The 18,592-nt window shown below is 62.5% G+C and carries 17 protein-coding genes; 4 read left to right on the plus strand and 13 right to left on the minus strand.

The annotated features are described in order from the left end of the window. The first annotated feature begins 102 nt into the window (after positions 1-102). The gene (locus FHS75_RS00300; RefSeq protein ID WP_179405730.1) at positions 103-1,338 is read left to right on the plus strand and encodes an aromatic ring-hydroxylating oxygenase subunit alpha; all 1,236 of its coding nucleotides are present in this window, start codon (positions 103-105) and stop codon (positions 1,336-1,338) included. Between the two features lie 8 nt (positions 1,339-1,346). After that, positions 1,347-1,904 carry a VOC family protein gene (locus FHS75_RS00305; protein ID WP_179405731.1) on the plus strand — a complete coding sequence of 186 codons (558 nt, stop codon included), beginning with the start codon at positions 1,347-1,349 and terminating at the stop codon, positions 1,902-1,904. Between the two features lie 37 nt (positions 1,905-1,941). Here the strand turns inward: FHS75_RS00305 and FHS75_RS00310 are convergent, their stop codons facing one another. From FHS75_RS00310 to FHS75_RS00370, 13 genes are all read right to left on the minus strand, one after another. After that, a complete protein-coding gene (locus FHS75_RS00310) occupies positions 1,942-2,574 on the minus strand; it encodes a c-type cytochrome (protein ID WP_179405732.1) in 633 nt (210 codons plus the stop codon). 5 nt (positions 2,575-2,579) lie between these two features. Next, a complete protein-coding gene (locus FHS75_RS00315; protein ID WP_179405733.1) occupies positions 2,580-4,319 on the minus strand; it encodes an FAD-dependent oxidoreductase in 1,740 nt (579 codons plus the stop codon). Positions 4,320-4,450: 131 nt separating this feature from the next. After that, positions 4,451-5,014, minus strand: a complete 564-nt coding sequence (locus FHS75_RS00320; protein WP_179405734.1) for a TetR/AcrR family transcriptional regulator — start codon at positions 5,012-5,014, stop codon at positions 4,451-4,453. Between the two features lie 101 nt (positions 5,015-5,115). Next, positions 5,116-6,459 carry an aromatic ring-hydroxylating oxygenase subunit alpha gene (locus FHS75_RS00325; protein WP_179405735.1) on the minus strand — a complete coding sequence of 448 codons (1,344 nt, stop codon included), beginning with the start codon at positions 6,457-6,459 and terminating at the stop codon, positions 5,116-5,118. Between the two features lie 170 nt (positions 6,460-6,629). After that, positions 6,630-7,079 carry a nuclear transport factor 2 family protein gene (locus tag FHS75_RS00330; RefSeq protein WP_179405736.1) on the minus strand — a complete coding sequence of 150 codons (450 nt, stop codon included), beginning with the start codon at positions 7,077-7,079 and terminating at the stop codon, positions 6,630-6,632. A 23-nt stretch (positions 7,080-7,102) separates the two neighbouring features. After that, positions 7,103-8,443 (minus strand): aromatic ring-hydroxylating oxygenase subunit alpha, encoded by a 1,341-nt coding sequence (locus tag FHS75_RS00335; protein ID WP_179405737.1) that lies wholly within the window; start codon positions 8,441-8,443, stop codon positions 7,103-7,105. 25 nt (positions 8,444-8,468) lie between these two features. Further along, entirely contained in the window at positions 8,469-8,999 is a 531-nt protein-coding gene (locus FHS75_RS00340; RefSeq protein WP_179405738.1) for a nuclear transport factor 2 family protein, read from the minus strand. A gap of 5 nt (positions 9,000-9,004) precedes the next feature. Continuing rightward, positions 9,005-10,414 (minus strand): aromatic ring-hydroxylating oxygenase subunit alpha, encoded by a 1,410-nt coding sequence (locus tag FHS75_RS00345; RefSeq protein ID WP_179405739.1) that lies wholly within the window; start codon positions 10,412-10,414, stop codon positions 9,005-9,007. 17 nt (positions 10,415-10,431) lie between these two features. Further along, entirely contained in the window at positions 10,432-11,181 is a 750-nt protein-coding gene (locus FHS75_RS00350; RefSeq protein WP_179405740.1) for an SDR family oxidoreductase, read from the minus strand. Further along, positions 11,181-11,603 (minus strand): GFA family protein, encoded by a 423-nt coding sequence (locus FHS75_RS00355; RefSeq protein ID WP_179405741.1) that lies wholly within the window; start codon positions 11,601-11,603, stop codon positions 11,181-11,183. Before FHS75_RS00355 ends, FHS75_RS00350 begins: the two co-directional genes overlap by 1 nt. Beyond that, the gene (locus FHS75_RS00360) at positions 11,600-12,808 is read right to left on the minus strand and encodes a cytochrome P450 (RefSeq protein WP_179405742.1); all 1,209 of its coding nucleotides are present in this window, start codon (positions 12,806-12,808) and stop codon (positions 11,600-11,602) included. The genes FHS75_RS00355 and FHS75_RS00360 overlap by 4 nt, the downstream gene beginning before the upstream one ends. 2 nt (positions 12,809-12,810) lie before the next feature. Continuing rightward, positions 12,811-13,887: a nuclear transport factor 2 family protein gene (locus FHS75_RS00365; protein WP_179405743.1), complete on the minus strand. Its 1,077-nt coding sequence runs from the start codon at positions 13,885-13,887 to the stop codon at positions 12,811-12,813. Further along, a complete protein-coding gene (locus FHS75_RS00370) occupies positions 13,887-16,220 on the minus strand; it encodes a TonB-dependent receptor (protein WP_179405744.1) in 2,334 nt (777 codons plus the stop codon). Before FHS75_RS00370 ends, FHS75_RS00365 begins: the two co-directional genes overlap by 1 nt. Before the next feature lie 258 nt (positions 16,221-16,478). Here FHS75_RS00370 and FHS75_RS00375 point away from each other — a divergent pair, with 258 nt between their 5' ends. Further along, positions 16,479-17,150: a TetR/AcrR family transcriptional regulator gene (locus FHS75_RS00375; RefSeq protein WP_179405745.1), complete on the plus strand. Its 672-nt coding sequence runs from the start codon at positions 16,479-16,481 to the stop codon at positions 17,148-17,150. Positions 17,151-17,248: 98 nt separating this feature from the next. Further along, on the plus strand, positions 17,249-18,592 hold the full coding sequence (locus FHS75_RS00380) for an aromatic ring-hydroxylating oxygenase subunit alpha (protein WP_179405746.1): 1,344 nt from the start codon (positions 17,249-17,251) through the stop codon (positions 18,590-18,592).

An 18,592-nucleotide genomic window follows, 5' to 3' on the forward strand; every position in this document is an offset into this window, starting at 1 on the left:
TACGTTTGAAGCAAGCCTGGACGAAGGTTGCGACCTTGAAGGGCACGTATCGCTAATTGCGGCAGCGGCACGAACCGCGCCCGCGGGACAGGAGAATGCCAGATGACCGGCAACGTTTACGACCAGGTGGAAAGCGTAATCGAATTCGAAGCCAAGCGCGAAGGACCGCGCCAGGGCTTCCCGCCGCTTCCGGAGATTCCCGGCGGACGTTACACCGACCCGGCGTTCTTCGAACTCGAGCGTGAGCATGTTCTCGGCAAGAGCTGGGTCTGCGCCGGTCGTGACGAGGACCTGCGCAAGCCGGGCGATTATCGCCTCTGGGACCGGCTCGGCGTGCCTCTGTTGCTGATCCGTGGCCAGGACGACAAGCTGCGCGCTTTCTACAACACCTGCCGTCACCGGGGCGCCCCCGTCGTCCGCGATGAAAAGGGCAACACCAGGCTGCTGCGCTGCCAGTACCACAGCTGGTCGTACGGTCTCGACGGCAAGCTAAAGGGCGTGCCCGACGAGCGCGACTTTCCGTGTCTCGACAAATCCAATCGAGGTCTGATCGAAGCGTCGTGCGATACGTGGGCGGGCTGGGTGTTCGTCAATCTCGACAAGGATGCCGAGCCGCTGCAGGAATACCTCGCGCCGCTTCCGACCGAACTCGATTGCGTCAAGATGGAAGGCCTGCGGACCGTTCATGTTCAGGACTACCCGATCGATTGCAACTGGAAGGTGGCGATGGATGCCTTCCTCGAAGTCTACCATATCAACACGATCCATCCGACGAATGCGGGCATTATGCTCGACCACAAGGCCGCCGCGATGGGGCTGTTCGAAGGCGGCCATTCGCGCATGGCGACGCGAAAGAAGATGAACGAGGGGCTGAACTTCGTCGAGTTCGAGGGCGCGCCGGATATCACCACGATGCCGGATTTCTACAGGCTCAACAACGTCGCCTACATGGCGTTCCCGAACCTCATCTCGCCGGTCGAGCCGACGGGTTTCCCGGTGCTGCTGTTCTGGCCGGACGGCGTCAATTCGTGCGTCATGCAGGCGATCTACGTTGCGCCCGACTGGGGCGAGGGTGATCGTCCCGCGTTCTGGGACCGCTTCCTGCCGATATTCCACCAAGTACTTGAAGAAGACATGATGAACCTGGGGCCGATCCAGCGCTCGCTGGAATCGGGCGGCTTCACCGGGATGATGGTGAATTACCAGGAGCGGCGGATCTACTGGTTCCACGAGGAGGTCGACCGGCTCATCGGAGAAGGGCTCATTCCGGAAGGCCTGGCGGTCGAAAAGTTGCTTGAGCCCTATATCGAACGGCCCTTCGCGGAAGCCGCGGAGTAGGCCGGAGGATGGATCGCAAGTTTTTCCAGCAGGCCTTTTTCGTTTCCAGCATCGACGAAGCCGCGAAGAAGTGGTCCGACGTTTTCGGCGCCGGACCGTTCTTCATGGTTCGCCACCATCATTGCGACGAGTTCACATATCGCGGGACGGCGGAGGAGGCGGATGTCTCCTACGCCTTCGGCTATCTCGGCGATCTGATGATCCAGTTCATCGAGCAGCACGACGAAAGGGAATCGATCTACCGCGACATGTTTTCACCGGGCGAGGAAGGCTTTCACCACGTGGCGTACCTCGTCTCCGATTTCGCATCGGAGCGGCAGCGCTGGCTCGACATGGGGTACGAGCTCGCTACCGAACTTTACGCCGACGAGGTTAATGCCGCCTATTTCGACACGCGCGAACTGAATGGCGGCTTCACGGAAATCCACGGCGACCCGCCGCATATCATGGGCCTGTTCGCGCACTGGAAACGCACGCACGAGGCGTGGAAGCCGGGCGAGCCCGCGACGATCGAACTGGACAACCTGAAGTTCTACGAAAGAGCGCCGCTCCTGCCGAAAGGCTGAGCGGCGCTCTTTCCGTTCGCAATGCAGGCGTGAGGCGTTACGGCTTCGCGCCCTGTGCGATCCAGGTCCTGACCTTGGCGATCTGGTCCTTCGAAAGCGGCCCGACGCCGAACGGCATCTGCAGCCCGGATCCCCCGTTCTGGAGATGCGTGCCTTCCAGCTTCATTATGAGGTAGCTTGCATCGGGTTTGCCCGGCACGACGCGCTTCAGGTTAGGTGCCTCGGTCGACGCGACGTTGACGAGGTTGGCGACGGCCTTCCTGGGGACGAGCGAGATATTGCCCGCTTCGGTCCCGGTGAGGTGACAGGTCGCACATGCGCTCGCAAAGATCGGAGCGACGTTCTCCTCGTAGTAGGACTTGCCCGAAGACGTCGTGGCCGAGGCCTGCATCATCTTTGCCTCGGGTTCGGCAGGCGCGGACTTGCCTGCCGCCGAGGCGGCCTTTTCCGCGACCTCGGCCTTTTCCGCCACCGTCGGCGCACTGGACGAAGGCGTTTCGGACGGTGCCTCGGCAGCCTCGCTGGCAGGAGCGCTCGCAGTCGCGCCGGGCTCCTGTTCGACGGATGCCACGTCCGAGGTAGACGCCAGCGCGTCCTCCCCGATCTCGCTCTCCGACTGGCCGCAGGAAACGAGCGCGAGGGCCAAGCCTGCTGTAACCAAAATTCTCATGATTCTTATGACCTTGCTGCGTGGAGGCCCGCGATATAGCCGTAAGTCACCGCCGGGCCAATAGTCCCGCCCGCTCCGAGATAGGCATCTCCCGTTGGCGCCATGACGCAGTTGCCCGCGCCGTAGAGCCCGGGGATGGGCTTGTTGTCGGGATCGAGGACCTGGGCGTTGTGATCGATCTGCGGACCGCCTGCGGTATCGAGCGTGCCCGGACCCAGGACGATCGCGTAGTAGGGGCCCGTCTCCGAAAACGGATGCATCGTATTGTTGGGGTAGCCACTGTCAGCAAAGCTGGTGTCCGGGTTCTTGGCGGAAAACAGCTTGTGCCACTGGGTGTCGTAAAGCTGGGCGCCGCGCTGGAACTCGGGGTCCTTGCCGGCCTTCGCATAGCCGTTGAACTTCCCGATCGCCTCCTTGGCATTCGCGGCGAATTCAGGCTGCAGGCGCCAGTTTCCGGTATGCCCGGCCCATCCTGCGAGCTGTGCGTCGACCTTGGCGAAAACCTCGTCCCAGGTCGCGCCTTCGACGAGGTGAGGCTGCTCGGCCTTGTTCTTCGGAAGCGGGAATGCACCGCCGTAATAATCGCGCGATCGTTCGTCGAAAAGCATGACCATCAGGTGGTTGGGATAATCCTCGTGCACCGGGTCGAAATGGAAGTGGGCCTTGGTCCGGTCGTTGTAGTCGCGCTTTTCGTTGACGCAGCGCTGCCCGTACTTGTTGACGAGTATCATGGAATCGCCAGGCAGCACGAACGCGCCCAACCCGATGGCACGGTTGGCGAGAGCTTCTCCGAGCACGACCTGCGTGCGCCAGCCATAGCCGAGATTGCCCATTTTCGCGCCCGCTTCCTGCGCGAGCGGAATGAAGTCCCCCGTCGATCCGGGAAGCGCGCAGCTGCCATAGACCCACGGCTGATGCAGCCTGCACAGCTCGACGTTGTGCGAATAGCCGCCGGTGCCGAACACGACGCCCTTGCGTGCCTTGATGCGAAGCAGCTTGCCTTCCTGATCTGCCTCGACGCCGATGACCCGGCCTTCCGCATTGCGCACGATCCTGGTGACGCGTGTGTCGAGCAAGATCGGCATCTCGATGCGCTCGAGATAGGCGGCAAGCTGCTTGGCCAGCGAGGCTCCCCCTTCGGACGAGCCCGAGCCGACGGCCGGCTCCAGCGCGCGTCCCGTCGGGACCTTGTTCTCGGGCAGGTGATCGGCGTAGTCGGGCGCGGGTTCGTCGACGAAGAAGAGGCGGAACTGCTTGAATTTCACCGCACCCAGTTTGTCGAGCTGATTGATCGCCTCGGTTCCCTTGTCGTAGAACGCCTCGAGGGTCTTGTACCGCGTTTCATCGAGCCCCAGCGTCGCGCTCGAAGCATCGTATTCGCGCGGATATCCGTAACGCACGGCATAGCGCATGGCGTCGGCCTTGCTGTCGACGATCCCTTGTGCCTGATGGATGGGGTGGTTGAAGAACCACGCAACGCCGCCCGACTTTGCCGTAGTGCCGCCGATTATCGGCATCTTTTCCAGCACGATGACTTCGGCGCCCTCCGACGCTGCGGCCACGGCTGCGGTTCCTGCTGCCGCGCCGGAACCGACGCAGACGACATCCGCCTCGCGGTCCCACGGTCCTTCGCCGGCCTGCGCAGATGCCGAGGCTGCATAGCCGAGCGTTCCTGCGGCGACCGCTGCCGCTCCCGAACCTGCCAGCACCTGCCGGCGGCTGATGCCACTACGATTCCCGGTCAAAGTCTCTCTCCCACATTCATGCGTTCGGCTTCCCGATTCCGCGACCCTAGCAAGATTGCAGAACGCTCAAGAAATGACAATCGTCATTTCAAAAATCCTAGCATTTGCGCTAGGGGTCGAACAGCATGGGATCAGCGCTTGCCGATCTCGCTTTCCAGGACGTCTCGCATTCGGTCTACCGGCCATGTCTCGGGTGACAGGCAGGCTTCCAGGGAAATGCCGGCAACGAGGGTAAGCAGCTTGCGAGCCTGCAGGTCCGGGTCGGAAAGTCCTGCCTCGGCCCGTCCTTCGACCATCCTGCGATAGAGCTTCAGGCTGTCGTCGCCATTCCGGGCCGTCTCGAGGACATACGCCGGATCGGCGTGTGCGCGGCCCCAGAACGCCAGCCATACGCGCCAGTTGCGGCGTCCCTCGTCATGTGCCGGCATCGCTTCCAGGACGCAGTCTACAAGAGGCTGGCCGGCCTGGAAGGCAGCGGCGACGCGGGACATCGCCTCGTGGTTGGCACGCTTGTAGACTTCGAAGAGAAGTTCTTCCTTGTTGCGAAAATAATTCGTGACGATCGCCGTCGAGTTCCCGGTCTCGCTGGCAATCTGGCGGAAAGTGACGGCATCGATGCCGTCGCGCGCGACAAGGTCGTACGCCACCGAGGCGACCATTTCGCGCCGTTCCTGCTTGTCGACAACGATCGGCATTTATCGCCCCGGTTCCCACAATCCGTGGCCTATTGGCCCGACATGGGCGGGTGAGGCAAGTCCGGCAGCGAAGCCATCGCCGCCGGAATCGTTGCCGGCCGTCAGCGACGACCTTCGATGTAATCGTTGATCACCTCGTGGAAGCGGCGCACGCGGGTTTCCTGCCGGGAAAGCCATGCGTCTTCCCAGGCCATCGACTTGAGGCCGTTCTGCTGTGTGACCGCGATCGACAGGTCCTGGATCAGGAAATCGCCCTGCGCGATGCTCGCCTCGTACTCGGCGTAGTCGTCGTCCTCGTACGGCGCTTCCTCGTAGGGGCGCATCCCATAGAGCGTCGCGACCTCGTCTGCACCCTCGACCTTCGGCACCATGTACCAGTAATCGAAGGTGGACCAGTTCGGGTCCTCGGCGTCGGGCTGGGTGCGGAAGAAGTGCAGACCTTCGGGCGTACCGGTGATCGTCACATTCGGAAACATCGTATGGTGGAACTGGTCGGTCAGTTCCCAGTCGCTGAAGTTGTCGAAATAGGTGTAGCCGCGCCCGGGTCCGAGGCGACGGCGCGCTTCCTGCAGCGCCAGGCGGCCTTCCTGTGCGCGCCCCTCGTAGTCGGCGGGATCGATATCCCATTCTTTGAGGACCTCGGCCCAGAGCGGCTTGACCTGCTGCGCATCCTCGTACCGCGACGAGGGCTGCAGCTTCTCGATCATGCGGTTGTGACCGCTGGGATACATCTCGAAGACGGTGGTCGAGTAGTGATCGTCGATCATTGGCTCGAACTGCGGATGCACAGCGGGAATGTGGTAGCTTTCGTTGAAGTTGTCCGAGGCGAACTTCCAGTTCGTGTTCACCCGAAGACGGCGGTTGACCACGCGAACCCAGTTGTCGAGATCCCGGTTCTTCAGAAGGTCCGGAATCGGATGGAGATATTCCATCAGCGGCTTCGCATCAGGATCGAAGCTGAACCAGATGAACCCGCCCCAGGTTCCGCAGGGCAGTTCCTTGAGCTTCAGCTTGCCGCAGGGATTGACGTCGAAGTCCTCGGGATCCTGGACCTCGTCCAGTTCGCCGTCGAGGCCCCACTTCCAGTTGTGATAGGGGCAGGTGAAGTGGCTCATCACGCCGCCTTCGCGGGTGTTGACGAGCTGGTTGCCGCGGTGAAGGCAGACGTTGAAGAACGCCTTGATCGAGCCGTCGTGCTGCTTGACCATCATCACCGATTCGTCCTTGAACTGGTGCGTGATGAAGTCGCCCGGCTCCTCGAGCTGGGCAGTGCGCCCGCCGACGTGCCAGATGCGTTTCCACATGTGCTGCCATTCGCGTTCGGCGAATTCTTTCGAGTAATAGCGATCGCCGGTGATCGCGTCGCCGCGCGCGCGCGGAAGTTCGGCGTCGGGGTGGGACGGATAGTCCTGCTTGTCCTCGGGGCGATCGAGAATGGTTGCCATCGTTGCTTTCCTTTCCTCAGCCGTCGCGCTCGGCGCGCCGCAGTCCCCCTCTTCGGGATGACCATACCAGATTATCGATCCCGGCCATACTCCGGTACGAGCGGAAGTAGTTGCGCAAGATCAAACCGGACTGCCAAACCCCCGGTGCCTGTCCAAAAGGCTAGGCCCGATCAACGCTCGCCGTGTATCTCGCCCAGCGATCCCGGGAGGGGCATGCCGGGAGAGATCGTGTAGCGACGGATCTTCCAACGTCCGCCTTCCTCGACACACTCCATGCGATAGCGAACCTTGACGTCTACCGTGTTCCCGTCGCTCGACCGGCCGAGCCCCATCACGTAGGCCGTCATCACGGCAACCGTGCCGTCCCAGCTTTCGGGCCGATGGTTCGCGATCATGTGGAAATGGTGCGTCATGTCCTCGAAGACGCTGTCGTAGAAACCCTTGATCGCCTCGCGCGTCGTCATCTCGGGCAGGCCGATCGGCGAGAAGTCGCAGACCGCGTCCGAGGTGAAAAGCGCGAGAAGCTCGGCGTTTCCATCCTCGAGCCTGTCGACCCGGTAACAGTATTCGGTCATCAGGTCGGCGACGGCCTGGCGCACGTCCGGCGGCATGATACTCATTTGGTCTCCCCCTTGAAAGTCGGTCAGCGATCCGCCGGCGGCGGAGCGCCCTTGATCACGTCGTTGAGCAATTCGTGGAAGCGCTGGATGCGCTTTTCCTGATGGGTCAGCATGCAGCCCTTGAAGCCCCTCGAATTGAGGCCCTGCTGCTGGCTGGTGCCGATCGAGAGGTCCTGGTCGGCCACGAAGCCGAGCGACACGCCGTCGCCATAGGTCGAATGGCGCACGACCGCATCGTGCTCGAGCGGGATGTCGCCAAGCGGCGTGCCTTTGATTTCCGTCATGCCCTCGACCGGCGGATAGAGGCACCAGTGCTGGAACACGCATTTGGCCGGGTCGCTCGGGTGCGGTTCGGTGCGCAGGATCTGGCATTGCTCGGGCGACATGGTGATCGTCAGGTTCGGGAACAGCGTGCAGTGGAAGTAATCCACGAGCTGCTGGTCCGTCATGCTGTCGTAGTTCCGGTAGCCGCGTCCCGGGCCGAGCTTGCGCTTTTGCCGGACGATAGCTTCACGAAGGTCACCCGTGCGACCCTTGTAATCGGCGGGGTCGAGTTCCCAGGCGCGCGCGACGTCGTCGAGCGGGGCGGGGACGTCGCCGGAATGGTGGTCCTCGCGAGTCGTCGCCTGGTGGCCGACCATCCACATCGAGTTGTGTCCGTTGTCGTACATCTCGAAGACGGTGGTGGGCAGCCCGTCGTTGATGAAGGTCGAAAGCTCCGGGTGGATCGTCGGCAGGTGGTAGCTTTCGTTGAAATTGTCCCGGATGATCTTCCAGTTGAATTCGCAGTCGGCGGACACGGCGAAGGCGCGGATCCAGTTCTCCAGCCCGTAGTTCGCGAGCCGCTCGGGGAAGGGCTTCAGCCATTCGAGGAGAGGCTTTGCGTCCTTGTCCATGTTCCAGAAGACGAACGGCCCCCAGGTTTCGCAGCGCAGTTCCTCGAGGTGGACCTTGCCGCAGGGATTGCCGCCGGGGAAATCGTCGGGGTCCTGGACGTTGACCAGCGTGCCGTCGGGGTCGAACTGCCAGCCGTGGTAGCCACAGGTGATGCGCGGCGTCGAACCCACTTCACCCAGGATCAGGCGATTGCCGCGATGGGGGCAGGTGTTGAAGAACGCCCGCACCGTGCCATCGGCCTGCTTGACCATGATGACGGATTCGCGCCCGAAGTTGTGGCGGATGAAATCGCCTTCCTCCTCGAGGTCGGCGATGACGCCGCCAAGGTGCCAGATGTGCGGCCAGAGCTTCTCGTACTCGGCCTCCATCCATTCGGCGGACGTGTAACGGTCCGCTGTGATGACGTCGCCCCGCACGGGCTGGTCGAACTCGGGCGAATAGCGCGCTGCGCCGCTCTGTACGTTCATGGGATAGATCCTCTTCCCTCAGGAATTATGCGGGCCAGTCGCGCGTGTCGCTGAAATCCTCGCCACGCCGTCCGAGCCTGTGCGGATTTCCCTGATCGAAGAAACCGCGCGAGGCCGGGTGGTCCGTCGTCCAGTCCGATATAAGGCGCCTGCGGACGATCCGCCACTCGCCATTCCGACAGGCATATTCGTCGATGTATCGACCCGAGATGAACAGGTCGCGATCTTCGCCCGCTTCGTTCTTCACGTCGTGCCACGCCTGGAAATAGCATTCCCCGCTGGCGTTCCCGGCATCGTGCATCTCGATCCTGATCTGTCCGAGCATGTGATGCGTGCCGGCCATCTGTTCGAGAAAGCCGAGCGCGAAATCGGCGAAGGTTTCGCGTGCTCCTGCATGCATCCCGACATCGACATGCGCATCCTCGTGGAACGCGCTCAGCAGAAGGTCCCTGTCCAGCCGGTCGAGGCCGCGCATGTATCGGTGTGCCGCGTCCATGATGTCCCGCCGTGCCGCGAGGTCGCGGATTTCCGCTTCCAGATCGAATTCCTTGCCCATTGCGATCAGGTCTCCGTTGCGAGATATTTGTCGATCACCATCTGGAAGTGCCTGATCCGCGCCTCCTGGTAATTGCCGAGATGCTGCGTCCCTCGCTTGCTCGCGCGGAATCCTTGTTGCTGCGCGCGCAGGTTGTCCGTGTCCTGATCGTAGACATGACCCATGCCGGCATCGAAACCGGGGGCGGAAGCATAGCTCTCGTCCTCGCTGATACGATAAGGTTCGGGCGGCTCGGGAGCCTCGCCTTCGTCGGGAACGGGGCGAAGAAACAGCACTTCGAAAAGCGTGCGGTTGGGATCGGTCCCGATCGGCCTGAAGCGATAGGCCATCGGAAGCGACAGCCCCGGAAAGAGCACCATGTTCGGGAAGACGTGATACTCGATGGTATCGATCATCTCGCTGTCCGAATATTGCGACAGATCGGTCCTGTATTTCTCGCCCATGACCTTGCGCAGGAAACGGGCCATGACGGTGCGCGCGCTTTCGCCTTCGCCGACCTGCATGTCGTCGAGGACCGAGCGGTCGCCGACCATCATCGTGTTGACGAGTTCCTGTTCGGAAAGCGGCTCGGCAAGGTGCGGCGAATTGACGCCGCCGGCAGCGTAGAAGCGGGTCACGTGGTCGCTGTGAATGTCGTACTGGACGTTCGCGTCGCCAACGCCCGTCAGGAGCTGCGGATGCGTCTCGAGGACGTGATAGGATTCAAGGAAGGCTTCCTGCGCGGTCTTCCAGTTGCACGGCAGTTCCTTCGCCACGTGCAGTTCGACGTAGCGCTTGTCGATGTGCCAGTCCCTGAAATGCTCCGGCAGCGGCGCCAGGAATTCATCGAGCGAAGGACCCTCGCTCGACGGGTTCAGGAAGATGAAGCCGCCCCAGTGCGCGATGCGGACTTCGGGCAGCGCGGTTTCGGCGGGGTCGACCTGATCGAAGTCCCAGGCGCAGGGCACCGCCTTCAGCGATCCGTCGTTGTTCCAGGTCCAGCCGTGATAGGGACACCGAATGTTGTCGGCGCTGCCGATACCCTCGCCGCGCTTGAACTTGGTGCAGCGATGCATGCACGAGTTCACGAAGCCCTTGACGCTGCCATCACCCTGCCGGACGACGAGGTAGGACAGGTGCGCGACCTCGTAGGTGTAGAAATCGCCCGGCTCCGGAATGTGATCCTCGCGGCACACCCACTGCCAGGTCTTCTTCCAGATCGTCTCGATTTCGCGGTCGAAGATATCCTGGTCGAAATACCGGTCGACCGAGACCGGCGCCTTGTCGAGATCGACAGGCTCGACGAGCCGAAGCACCTGCGGCGGCGGTACCGCGTCGCGTGCTACGATGTCCTGCACTGTTTCGCCGGGGCAGCGGGCAGGGGTTTCGGACTTCGCCTTCGTCGGAAGGCCGTGTTCCTTGATAACGGTTGCCATTCAACGTCTCCGAAAGGTCACGCCATCGTCTCGCCGTTGTCGATGGTGATGGTCGTGCCGGTGATATGCCGCCCCTCGTCGCTGGCGAGGTACAGCACCATGTTGGCCACGTCCTCCGGCTCCCCCATTCCGTGGTCGGTCGACTGTTCCAGTCCGGCGCTGTCGGCCGGCAGTTCCGAGACCGCCTGCTGCGTCATCGGGGTGGCAATCGCGCCCGGCACGATGGCGTTGCACCGGATGCGGTAACCCTGTTCGCGGCAGTGGACCGCGATCGAGCGGGTCATGGCGACGATCCCCGCTTTCGCAGCGCTGTAGGCAGGGATCACCGAAATGCCCTTCATGGCCGCGACCGAGGCCATGTTGACGATCGAGCCGGAGCCGTCCCTGGACATGTGCGGGATCGCGGCCTTGCAGCCAAGGAACGCTCCGTTGAGCATGACCTCGGTCTGCAGGCGAAAGTCCTCGTAGCCAAGCTCCTCGATGGTGCCGAAGCGCACGAGGCCGGCGTTGTTGACGAGCGTATCCAGCCTTCCGAACCGGTCGATCGTCTCGTTCACGACAGCGGTCCAGCGATCTTCGTCCCGGACGTCCTGATGAAGGTAGACGCACTTTTCCCCGATCGACGAAGCAACCTTCGAACCCAGGTCATCCTGAACGTCGGTGATGACGACCGCCGCGCCCTCACGCGTGAGAACGCGCGCGTCGGCCGCTCCCAACCCGGAAGCGCCGCCTGTGACGAGCGCGACGCGGCCGTCCATGCGGCCCATCAGAAGTCCTCTTGCTGGATCATCGTCGGAGCGCCTTCGGGGTAGACCATCCACTTCTGGCCCTCGCCCGTCCAGCAATGCGCCGAAGGCTCGAGATCGCGGGTCTCGTCGAGCGTGCCGGCCTTGATGAAGATGATCTCGTTCGCGCGGGCGGTGGGCGTGTCGGTGATGACGGCGGAGCCGCAATTCGGGCAGAACTCGCGGTAGACATCGCCCCCGGTATGGCCCTTGTCGGTATAGCTCCTGAGGTCGCCCCTGAGGTCCAGATCCTCGCGCTTCGAAACCGCGATCACGGATACCGCGCCGCCCGAATGCCGCTGGCAGTTGGCGCATGCGCAGGTCACGATCGTCAGGGGAGGCCAGGCAACGCTGTAGCGAACCTTTCCGCAGAGGCAGCCGCCTTCCTTGTGCTCGGTAGTCATCGGGTCTCCCATTCGAGGCAAAGCTTGCGAACGCTGGCGACGATGCCGCCGTCGTTGGTCAGGTCGCTGTCCGGCGCGACGCGGAATTCGGGGATGCGCTTGAGCCACTCCTCGATGGTGATGGCCACTTCGTTTCGCGCGAGTTCCTGGCCGGGGCACATGTGCGGCCCGCTGCCGAAGGTGGAATGCGGCGAGCGCTTGCGCATCGGATCGATCTTCATCGGATCCTCGTTCTGCGCCGGGTCGATGCCATGCACCACGGTCGGGATGCAGACCATCTCGCCGGCCTTCAGCTGAACGCCGTGGAATTCGATGTCGTTGCGCACCTCGCGCGCGATCGTGACGAGGCCGAAACGCCGGAAAAGCTCGTGGACGGTTGCGATGGTGCCTTGCGGATGTTCGACGAGCGCCCTGCGCAGGTCGCTGTCCTGCGCGATGGCGAGCATCGCGTAGCCGAGGAAATTGACCACCGTGTCGACCCCCGCGATCAGCACCTGCGTGACCAGCGAAAGCGATTCCTCGAAACCGAGCTTGCGACCGCCCATGTCGGCATCGAGCATCTTGCTGATCATGTCGTCGCCGGGATTGGCGCTGCGTTCGCGCACCACCGGGGCTACGTACTCGTAGAATGCCGCCTTCGCATCCTCGAACGACATGTCCATGTCGGGCCGCGTCATGCACAGCGCCCAGTGCCGGATCATCGGCGCATCGCTTTCAGGCATGTCGACGAGCGCGAGGAATATGCGGATCGGGAAGATCTGCGCGTATTCCGTCGTGAAATTGCAGTGCCCGTCCGCCTGGAAACCCTCGATCAGGTCCGCAGCGGTGTCGCGGATCGATTCGCGCAGGCCCCTGATCGCCGAGGGAAGCAGGTTGTCGTTCAGGAGCTTGCGGTAGGGGCGATGATCGGGAGGATCGATCGTCGTGGGGATAAGGTGGTGATGTTCGCCGACCGACTTGGGGATCACGATTATCCGGTTCGAAAACCGTTCGTAATCGGACTGGACTTCGGCAAGCACCTCTCCGCCGAGCGCGATCCAGTGACCCTCGTTGCGCGGGGTCCAGACAAGGCTGGGCAGCTTCGCCTGGAGGTCGGCCCAGGCCGCGTGATAATCCTCCGCCTGTCCCGGGGGCGCGTAAACGTCGATGTCGGCCACCCTGTCGGGCGACACGTGGGCGGGTACGGGTTCGGCCAACGTTGCCATATTCAGCCTCCGGCGCTTCTCCATAAATCGTACACGGGGTCGCTCATGTCGTTGCGGCCCCAGCTCAGGGCTTCGTAGATGCCGTCCTTCTGCATCGTCGAAGGCTGGGTCGAGGTCCAGTCGGTCACGAACACCCGCTCGACGATCAGCCACCGGCCGTCGCGTTTCTCGTAGCTGTCGAGGTAGCGGCCGCCGGTCAGCGTTTCCTGCCCCTGGCTGACCATGTTCGCGATGGCGTAGTGCTCGCCCACCGCGCTGTCGCCGCGAACCTCAATCCACTGGTTCGCGACGGAGTGAAACACGACTTCGACGACATCGCTGGTGACAAAGGCCACGATGTCCTGTGCGAACTGGCTCGCCGTCCCGTTCGTGATGCCGAGCGAGACGGTGGCGTCGTCGGCGAAGATAGAGCGCAGGAGGTCCCCGTCGCCACGATCGACCCCGCGGCAGTAGCTCATGACGAGATCCTGGATTTCCGCGCGCGCGAGGGCAGCGTCGAGACCGGTCGACGCGGGCGATGCTGATGCCATGGATTTTCCCTTAGCTCGAAAGTGGGAGAGAAATGCCGAGCCGGGATCGGCCCCGCGCTTTCCGCCTTGCGGCACGTAGTTCGGATCGTCGCCGGGTGCTGCCGGGCGCGCGTTGCTGTTGGGCCGGTTCGAATTGCCTTCGAGCAGGTATTGCCGGTGGGTCAGGCGCCAGACGCCGTCGCGGCCCTCGTGCCGGTCGAGGTAGCGGCCGAACACGATGCGCTGCGCATCGGCTTCCTCGACATAGGCGATAACGTAGCTTTCGGAGACCGCGGTATCGCCGCTCACGCGGATGAACGGCGCGGCGGTGCGATGCAGCGTCGGCGGCGTGCCGGCCTGCGCATCGGCGAGGATTGCGACGAGGTCCTTTGCCGGTCCGGCGAAGAACCCGTAATCGACCGTCGCATCGTCGTGGTAGGCGGAGCCGAGGAGCGTCGCGTCGGCACGATCGACTCCCCGGCTGTGAACCGCAAGTGCATTCAGGATCTGGTGCCGGGCAGCCAGGTCGTCCGGCGAAACGGCGGGCCTGGCTGACGCGGCATCCTGCATCAGAATTCGACCGACGCCTTTACGCCGTACATCCTCGGCGGAGCGTAGTTGGTGAGGCCGAGGGTGCCCGGGGAATCGAACACCGAGTTGATGTACCGCTCGTCGAACAGGTTCGTGGCGAACACGCCGATCGAATACATCTCGTTGAAGATGAGATCAGCGTTCGCGTTCACGATGTGGGTCGGCTGAATGCTGGCCCGCGCCGTGTCGATGATCGAGGTGAGCAGCTTCTCCGAGCTGTACTGGTAGTTCGCGCCGAACCGGATGCCGATCGCGTCCGAAATGTCGTTCTCGTACATGAAGCCGATGCTGGCAGTCCATTTCGGTGCGTTCTGCAGGCGTTCTCCGCTCAGGTCGATCATCTCGCCGGTGGGCAGGATGTAGTCGAAGTCAGCGTACTCGGCGCTCAGGTAGGCTAGCGAAGCGTTAATCGTCAGCCCTTCGGTGGGAGCGAGGATCGTTTCCAGCTCCACGCCCCAGATGTCTGACGAAGCCGCGTTCAGGATCGTGTTGCCCTGCACGAGATCGGCGCCCGATCCGATGAAATAGATCTGGGCCAGCTGCATGTCGCGGTAGTTGGTGTAGAACGCCGCCATGTTGAAACGCAGGAGGCGATCGAAGAAGTCGCCCTTCAGGCCGACTTCGAAGGTGTCGACCTTCTCGGGATCGTAGGGACCAAGGTCCTGCGGGATGCCGATACGACCGGTAAAACCTCCGGACTTGAAGCCCCGCGCCCAGTACCCGTAGACGAGGACATCGGGGTTGACCTCGTAATCCAGGCCAAGCTTCCAGCCGACGTTGTTCCAGCTTTCCGTGCCGAGCGGCGGTGCCGCCGTTCCGAGGTCGGTGTTGGGCGTACCATCGGGAGCCACGCCCTCGAAGGTCGTCACGCCGCCGGGCGCAAAGCTGGTAGCGGTTGACGCGAGCATCTCGGTCTTTTCGTACGTGTAGCGGATGCCGGCCTGCGCCTTGAGGCGATCGGTAATGTCGATGTAGCTTTGCGCAAAGAAACTGATCGACTGGTTGTCCTGGTCCTGCAGGTTCAACTGGTAGAGTCCCGGGAAGCCCTTGGTCACGTCACCCGTGGCAAAGTCGTAGGTTACGCCGCCCGAAAAATCGATGCGCAGCTTCTGGTAGTGGTCGTAGTGCGTCTTCATGTAGAAGCCGCCCAGCAGCAGGTCGATGCTGTCGCCCAGTTCGACCGAGGTGCGAAGCTCCTGGCTGAACTGCCAGCCCTGTGTCAGGCGTTCGGTGTCGATCAGGAAAATGGGCGTGCCGTCCTGGTCGGTGTATTCGAAGAGGTCGAACTCGCGGTAAGCGGTGATCGAGGTGATGTCGCCGATCGCCGTATCGCTCAGCGTCATGTCGAGGATGACACGGTAGTTGTTCATGTCCGACTGATCGGGCGTGTCGTTGAGCGGACCACCGTCGCGCGCCGAGAAATAGCGGTCGGGCGCCTCGCATCGCGTGCCGGCCGGAAGACAGGGCGAGGCGTACATGTTCATGAAGCCTTCGGGTACGTACTCGACATCGGCGGGGACGTTGCCGGCGACGACGATCGGCGAGCCGTTGCGCGCACGATCGTACTCACCGGTGAGCAGGGCTTCAAAGTTGCCGCTGTCGTACTTCAGCGATGCGCGGAACAGCGTCACGTTGCGGTGGCCCATGTCCTCGCCATTGACGACGTTGGTGACGTAGCCGTCGCGCTCGTTGTGGTTGACCGCGAAGCGCGCGGCGAGCGTGTCGCCGAGCGGCACGTTGAGCACGCCGCCGATCTGGAACTGGTCGTAGTTGCCGTAGAGCGCATCGACGCGGCCCTCGAACTCGTTGACCGGCTCGTTGTTGATGACGTTGACGACGCCGCCTGTCGTGTTCGCCCCGAACAGGGTTCCCTGCGGACCGCGCAGCACCTCGATGCGGTTCACGTCGTAAAGGTCGAGCAGCGCGCCCATCGAGAAGAACTGCGGCTGGCCGTCGACGACGATGCCCACGGTGTTACCCGCATAGGGATCGGGTTCGATGACGCCGATGCCGCGGATGGTGAAGACGGCGGTGTTCGGCGTGTTGGAGAAGGTACCGATCTCGACGTTGGGGACCGCGCCTTCAAGGCCTTGCAGCGTGCCGGCGTTAAGGTCGCGCACCGCGTCTCCGCCGACTGCCGCGACCGAAATGGGAACGTCCTGGAGGTTCTGTTCGCGCTTCTGCGCGGTGACGACGATATCGCGGACGCCGGCGGTTGGCTGCGGCTCGTCGATATCCTGCGCAAAAGCCTGAGACTGGCACATCGCCGCCAGCGAAAGACCGGCAAGCAGGCGCACTGCATTCCTCTTCATGACATTCCCCCTCCTTGGCGCCGAACCGTATTGATGCGGTCCGATCAGCTTATCCTTCCGCCGAAAAAAACCGGCGCTTGTGACTGTTTCTGCTGCGCGGGGCAAACGTTCAACCTAAGGTTTTTGCTAGGTAGGTTGGCGCTGCGCTTCGCCCGGCAAAACAGGTAGCGCTGCCGGTTTTGCCACGGTGGCCGGCTGGCAAGCTACTATGAGTTTGATTAGTGGCGTCGAACGAAACGGCGGGAATAGGCTTTGCCCATGAAGCCGTTCGATCATTCGAGCGCGGTGCTGGCCAAGGAATTCCCGCTCTTCGTATCGAAGGAAGGCCTGCCCTGGCAGCAGCGCAAGAGCTCCCTGACCCGCGAGGCGATCCTCGAATCGGCGATAGATGTCCTGTTCGACGGCGGCTATGCCGCGCTTTCGACCAATGAAGTGGCACGGCGCGCCCGGTTGTCGCGCGGCGCGATGCATCATCATTTCGCGAGCCGAACCGAACTCGTGCTGTCGCTGACCGAGTACGTTTTCTACAAGAGGATGCGCTATTTCCTCGACGACTACCTGAGCCAGGTTCGCGAAAGCGACGAAGGCGACTGGCTGGCAATTGCCGAGGAGTTGCACTGGCAATCGGTAAAGGGCCGCGAATACACGGCGTACCTGCACCTGGCTGTGGCCGCTCGTTCGGACAGCGAACTGGCCGCCGTTTTCGACCCGGCGCAGCGGCACTTCCAGGAAATCTGGCACCGCGAGATGCGCAAGGCCTTCTCCAACTGGGGAGAACGGGCGGACAAGCTGCGAATTGCGAGCGAATTCGCCGAGGCTGTCCACATCGGTACGCTGCTGAAACTGCCGGCGACCGAGAGTCACGAGCGGAGCGCGGCCTTGCGGGCCATGTTGCTCAAAACCCTTAGAGACCTCTACGGCAGCGGCTGACAAAACCGTCAGGGTTGCCTGTTTTGACAGGCGGCGTACAATTTGCCGAAGTTCGAAAAGGACGGGGATTCGTAAACTCTGGAGAGAGGACCAGCGAGATGAACAAGCAGATGACCGTTCCGCCGCCGATGGATGGCCGTGATCCGTCCAACCTGCGCGGCGACAAGCTTACCGGCGACCGTTATTTTTCGAAGGAATTCGCCCAGAAGGAGTGGGACAAGCTCTGGACGCGCATATGGCATGTCGCCGGGCGGACCGCCGACATTCCCGAAGCGGGCGATTTCCTCGTCCACAACTTCCTGAAGGAATCGGTCATCTGCATGCGGCAGGACGATGGTTCCATAAAGGCGTACTACAATTCCTGCGCCCACCGCGGCATGCGCATGGTCGATGAATCGAGCTCGGTCGACGGCATCACCTGTCCGTATCACGGGTGGCATTATGCCAAGGACGGAACGCTCGATCACGCACAGGACGCCGACGTCGACTTCTCTGCCGGGAACCCTTGTGGCAAGCTGAAGCTCAAGCCCGTTCGCTGCGATACCTGGGGCGGTTTCGTCTGGTACACGATGGACGACAACGCGCCCGACCTTTACGATTTCCTCGACCCGATGCCGCAGCTTTTCCAGCGCTACCCGATGGAAACCGCCGTGCGCGTGGTCTGGTATCGTATCGCCATCAACGCCAACTGGAAGTTCGTCACCGACAACTTCTCGGAAAGCTACCATACCCGAACCGCGCATCCCCAGGTGCCGCCCTGGATCGACCAGGACGTCGATTCCGCGCGTCACGAAATGTGGCCCAAGGGACATGGCCGCACCGTCCAGCCGATGCGCCCGTCGCTGACCGACAGGCCTGCAGGCGGCTACGACCACATGTTTGCCGGCATCCTCAAGTTCTGGGGAATCGATCCCGACAAGTACGAAAGCTACGAGGAATTCGCGCTCCAGGGCTGGAAGGACCTCAAGGCGGCGAAGCAGGCGCAGTGGAAGGAAAAGGGCTACGTCCACTACGAGAACATGAACGACGAGGAAATCACCGACAGCCCGCACACGGTGATGTTCCCGAACGTCACGATCAGCTTCCTGCCGGACAACCTCATCTTCTTCCGGTCCGAGCCGCATCCGGACGATCCGGAGAAGTGCTATTTCGACCTGTGGTGCATGGCCTTCCCCGTCGAGGGGCAGGACGAGGTCGAATCCATCATGGCGGGCAAGAAGCCCCTCAAGGAAGTTGAAACCTGCGAACACCGCGATTTCGACGGCGGGCGCGGCGTCCCCGAACTGGCCGGCCAGATCGTCTACCAGGACATGGAACTGGCCGAGAACATGCAGGCCGGGATGCATTCGCGCGGATACCAGGACGCGTATCTTTCCGACCAGGAAACGCGCGTGCGCTTTTTTCACGAAGTACTGAACGACTGGCTCGAGGAGAGGAACTAG

It is taken from the genome of Novosphingobium marinum (assembly GCF_013408095.1).
Lineage (GTDB): Bacteria > Pseudomonadota > Alphaproteobacteria > Sphingomonadales > Sphingomonadaceae > Novosphingobium > Novosphingobium marinum.

What these genes read in the sequence shown, in the direction of transcription:
- FHS75_RS00300 (WP_179405730.1), top strand. Translation starts at nt 103, where the DNA reads ATGACCGGCAACGTTTACGACCAGGTGGAAAGCGTAATCGAATTCGAA.
- FHS75_RS00305 (WP_179405731.1), top strand. Translation starts at nt 1,347, where the DNA reads ATGGATCGCAAGTTTTTCCAGCAGGCCTTTTTCGTTTCCAGCATCGAC.
- FHS75_RS00310 (WP_179405732.1), bottom strand. Translation starts at nt 2,574, where the DNA reads ATGAGAATTTTGGTTACAGCAGGCTTGGCCCTCGCGCTCGTTTCCTGC.
- FHS75_RS00320 (WP_179405734.1), bottom strand. Translation starts at nt 5,014, where the DNA reads ATGCCGATCGTTGTCGACAAGCAGGAACGGCGCGAAATGGTCGCCTCG.
- FHS75_RS00325 (WP_179405735.1), bottom strand. Translation starts at nt 6,459, where the DNA reads ATGGCAACCATTCTCGATCGCCCCGAGGACAAGCAGGACTATCCGTCC.
- FHS75_RS00330 (WP_179405736.1), bottom strand. Translation starts at nt 7,079, where the DNA reads ATGAGTATCATGCCGCCGGACGTGCGCCAGGCCGTCGCCGACCTGATG.
- FHS75_RS00335 (WP_179405737.1), bottom strand. Translation starts at nt 8,443, where the DNA reads ATGAACGTACAGAGCGGCGCAGCGCGCTATTCGCCCGAGTTCGACCAG.
- FHS75_RS00340 (WP_179405738.1), bottom strand. Translation starts at nt 8,999, where the DNA reads ATGGGCAAGGAATTCGATCTGGAAGCGGAAATCCGCGACCTCGCGGCA.
- FHS75_RS00345 (WP_179405739.1), bottom strand. Translation starts at nt 10,414, where the DNA reads ATGGCAACCGTTATCAAGGAACACGGCCTTCCGACGAAGGCGAAGTCC.
- FHS75_RS00350 (WP_179405740.1), bottom strand. Translation starts at nt 11,181, where the DNA reads ATGGGCCGCATGGACGGCCGCGTCGCGCTCGTCACAGGCGGCGCTTCC.
- FHS75_RS00355 (WP_179405741.1), bottom strand. Translation starts at nt 11,603, where the DNA reads ATGACTACCGAGCACAAGGAAGGCGGCTGCCTCTGCGGAAAGGTTCGC.
- FHS75_RS00360 (WP_179405742.1), bottom strand. Translation starts at nt 12,808, where the DNA reads ATGGCAACGTTGGCCGAACCCGTACCCGCCCACGTGTCGCCCGACAGG.
- FHS75_RS00365 (WP_179405743.1), bottom strand. Translation starts at nt 13,887, where the DNA reads ATGCAGGATGCCGCGTCAGCCAGGCCCGCCGTTTCGCCGGACGACCTG.
- FHS75_RS00370 (WP_179405744.1), bottom strand. Translation starts at nt 16,220, where the DNA reads ATGAAGAGGAATGCAGTGCGCCTGCTTGCCGGTCTTTCGCTGGCGGCG.
- FHS75_RS00375 (WP_179405745.1), top strand. Translation starts at nt 16,479, where the DNA reads ATGAAGCCGTTCGATCATTCGAGCGCGGTGCTGGCCAAGGAATTCCCG.
- FHS75_RS00380 (WP_179405746.1), top strand. Translation starts at nt 17,249, where the DNA reads ATGAACAAGCAGATGACCGTTCCGCCGCCGATGGATGGCCGTGATCCG.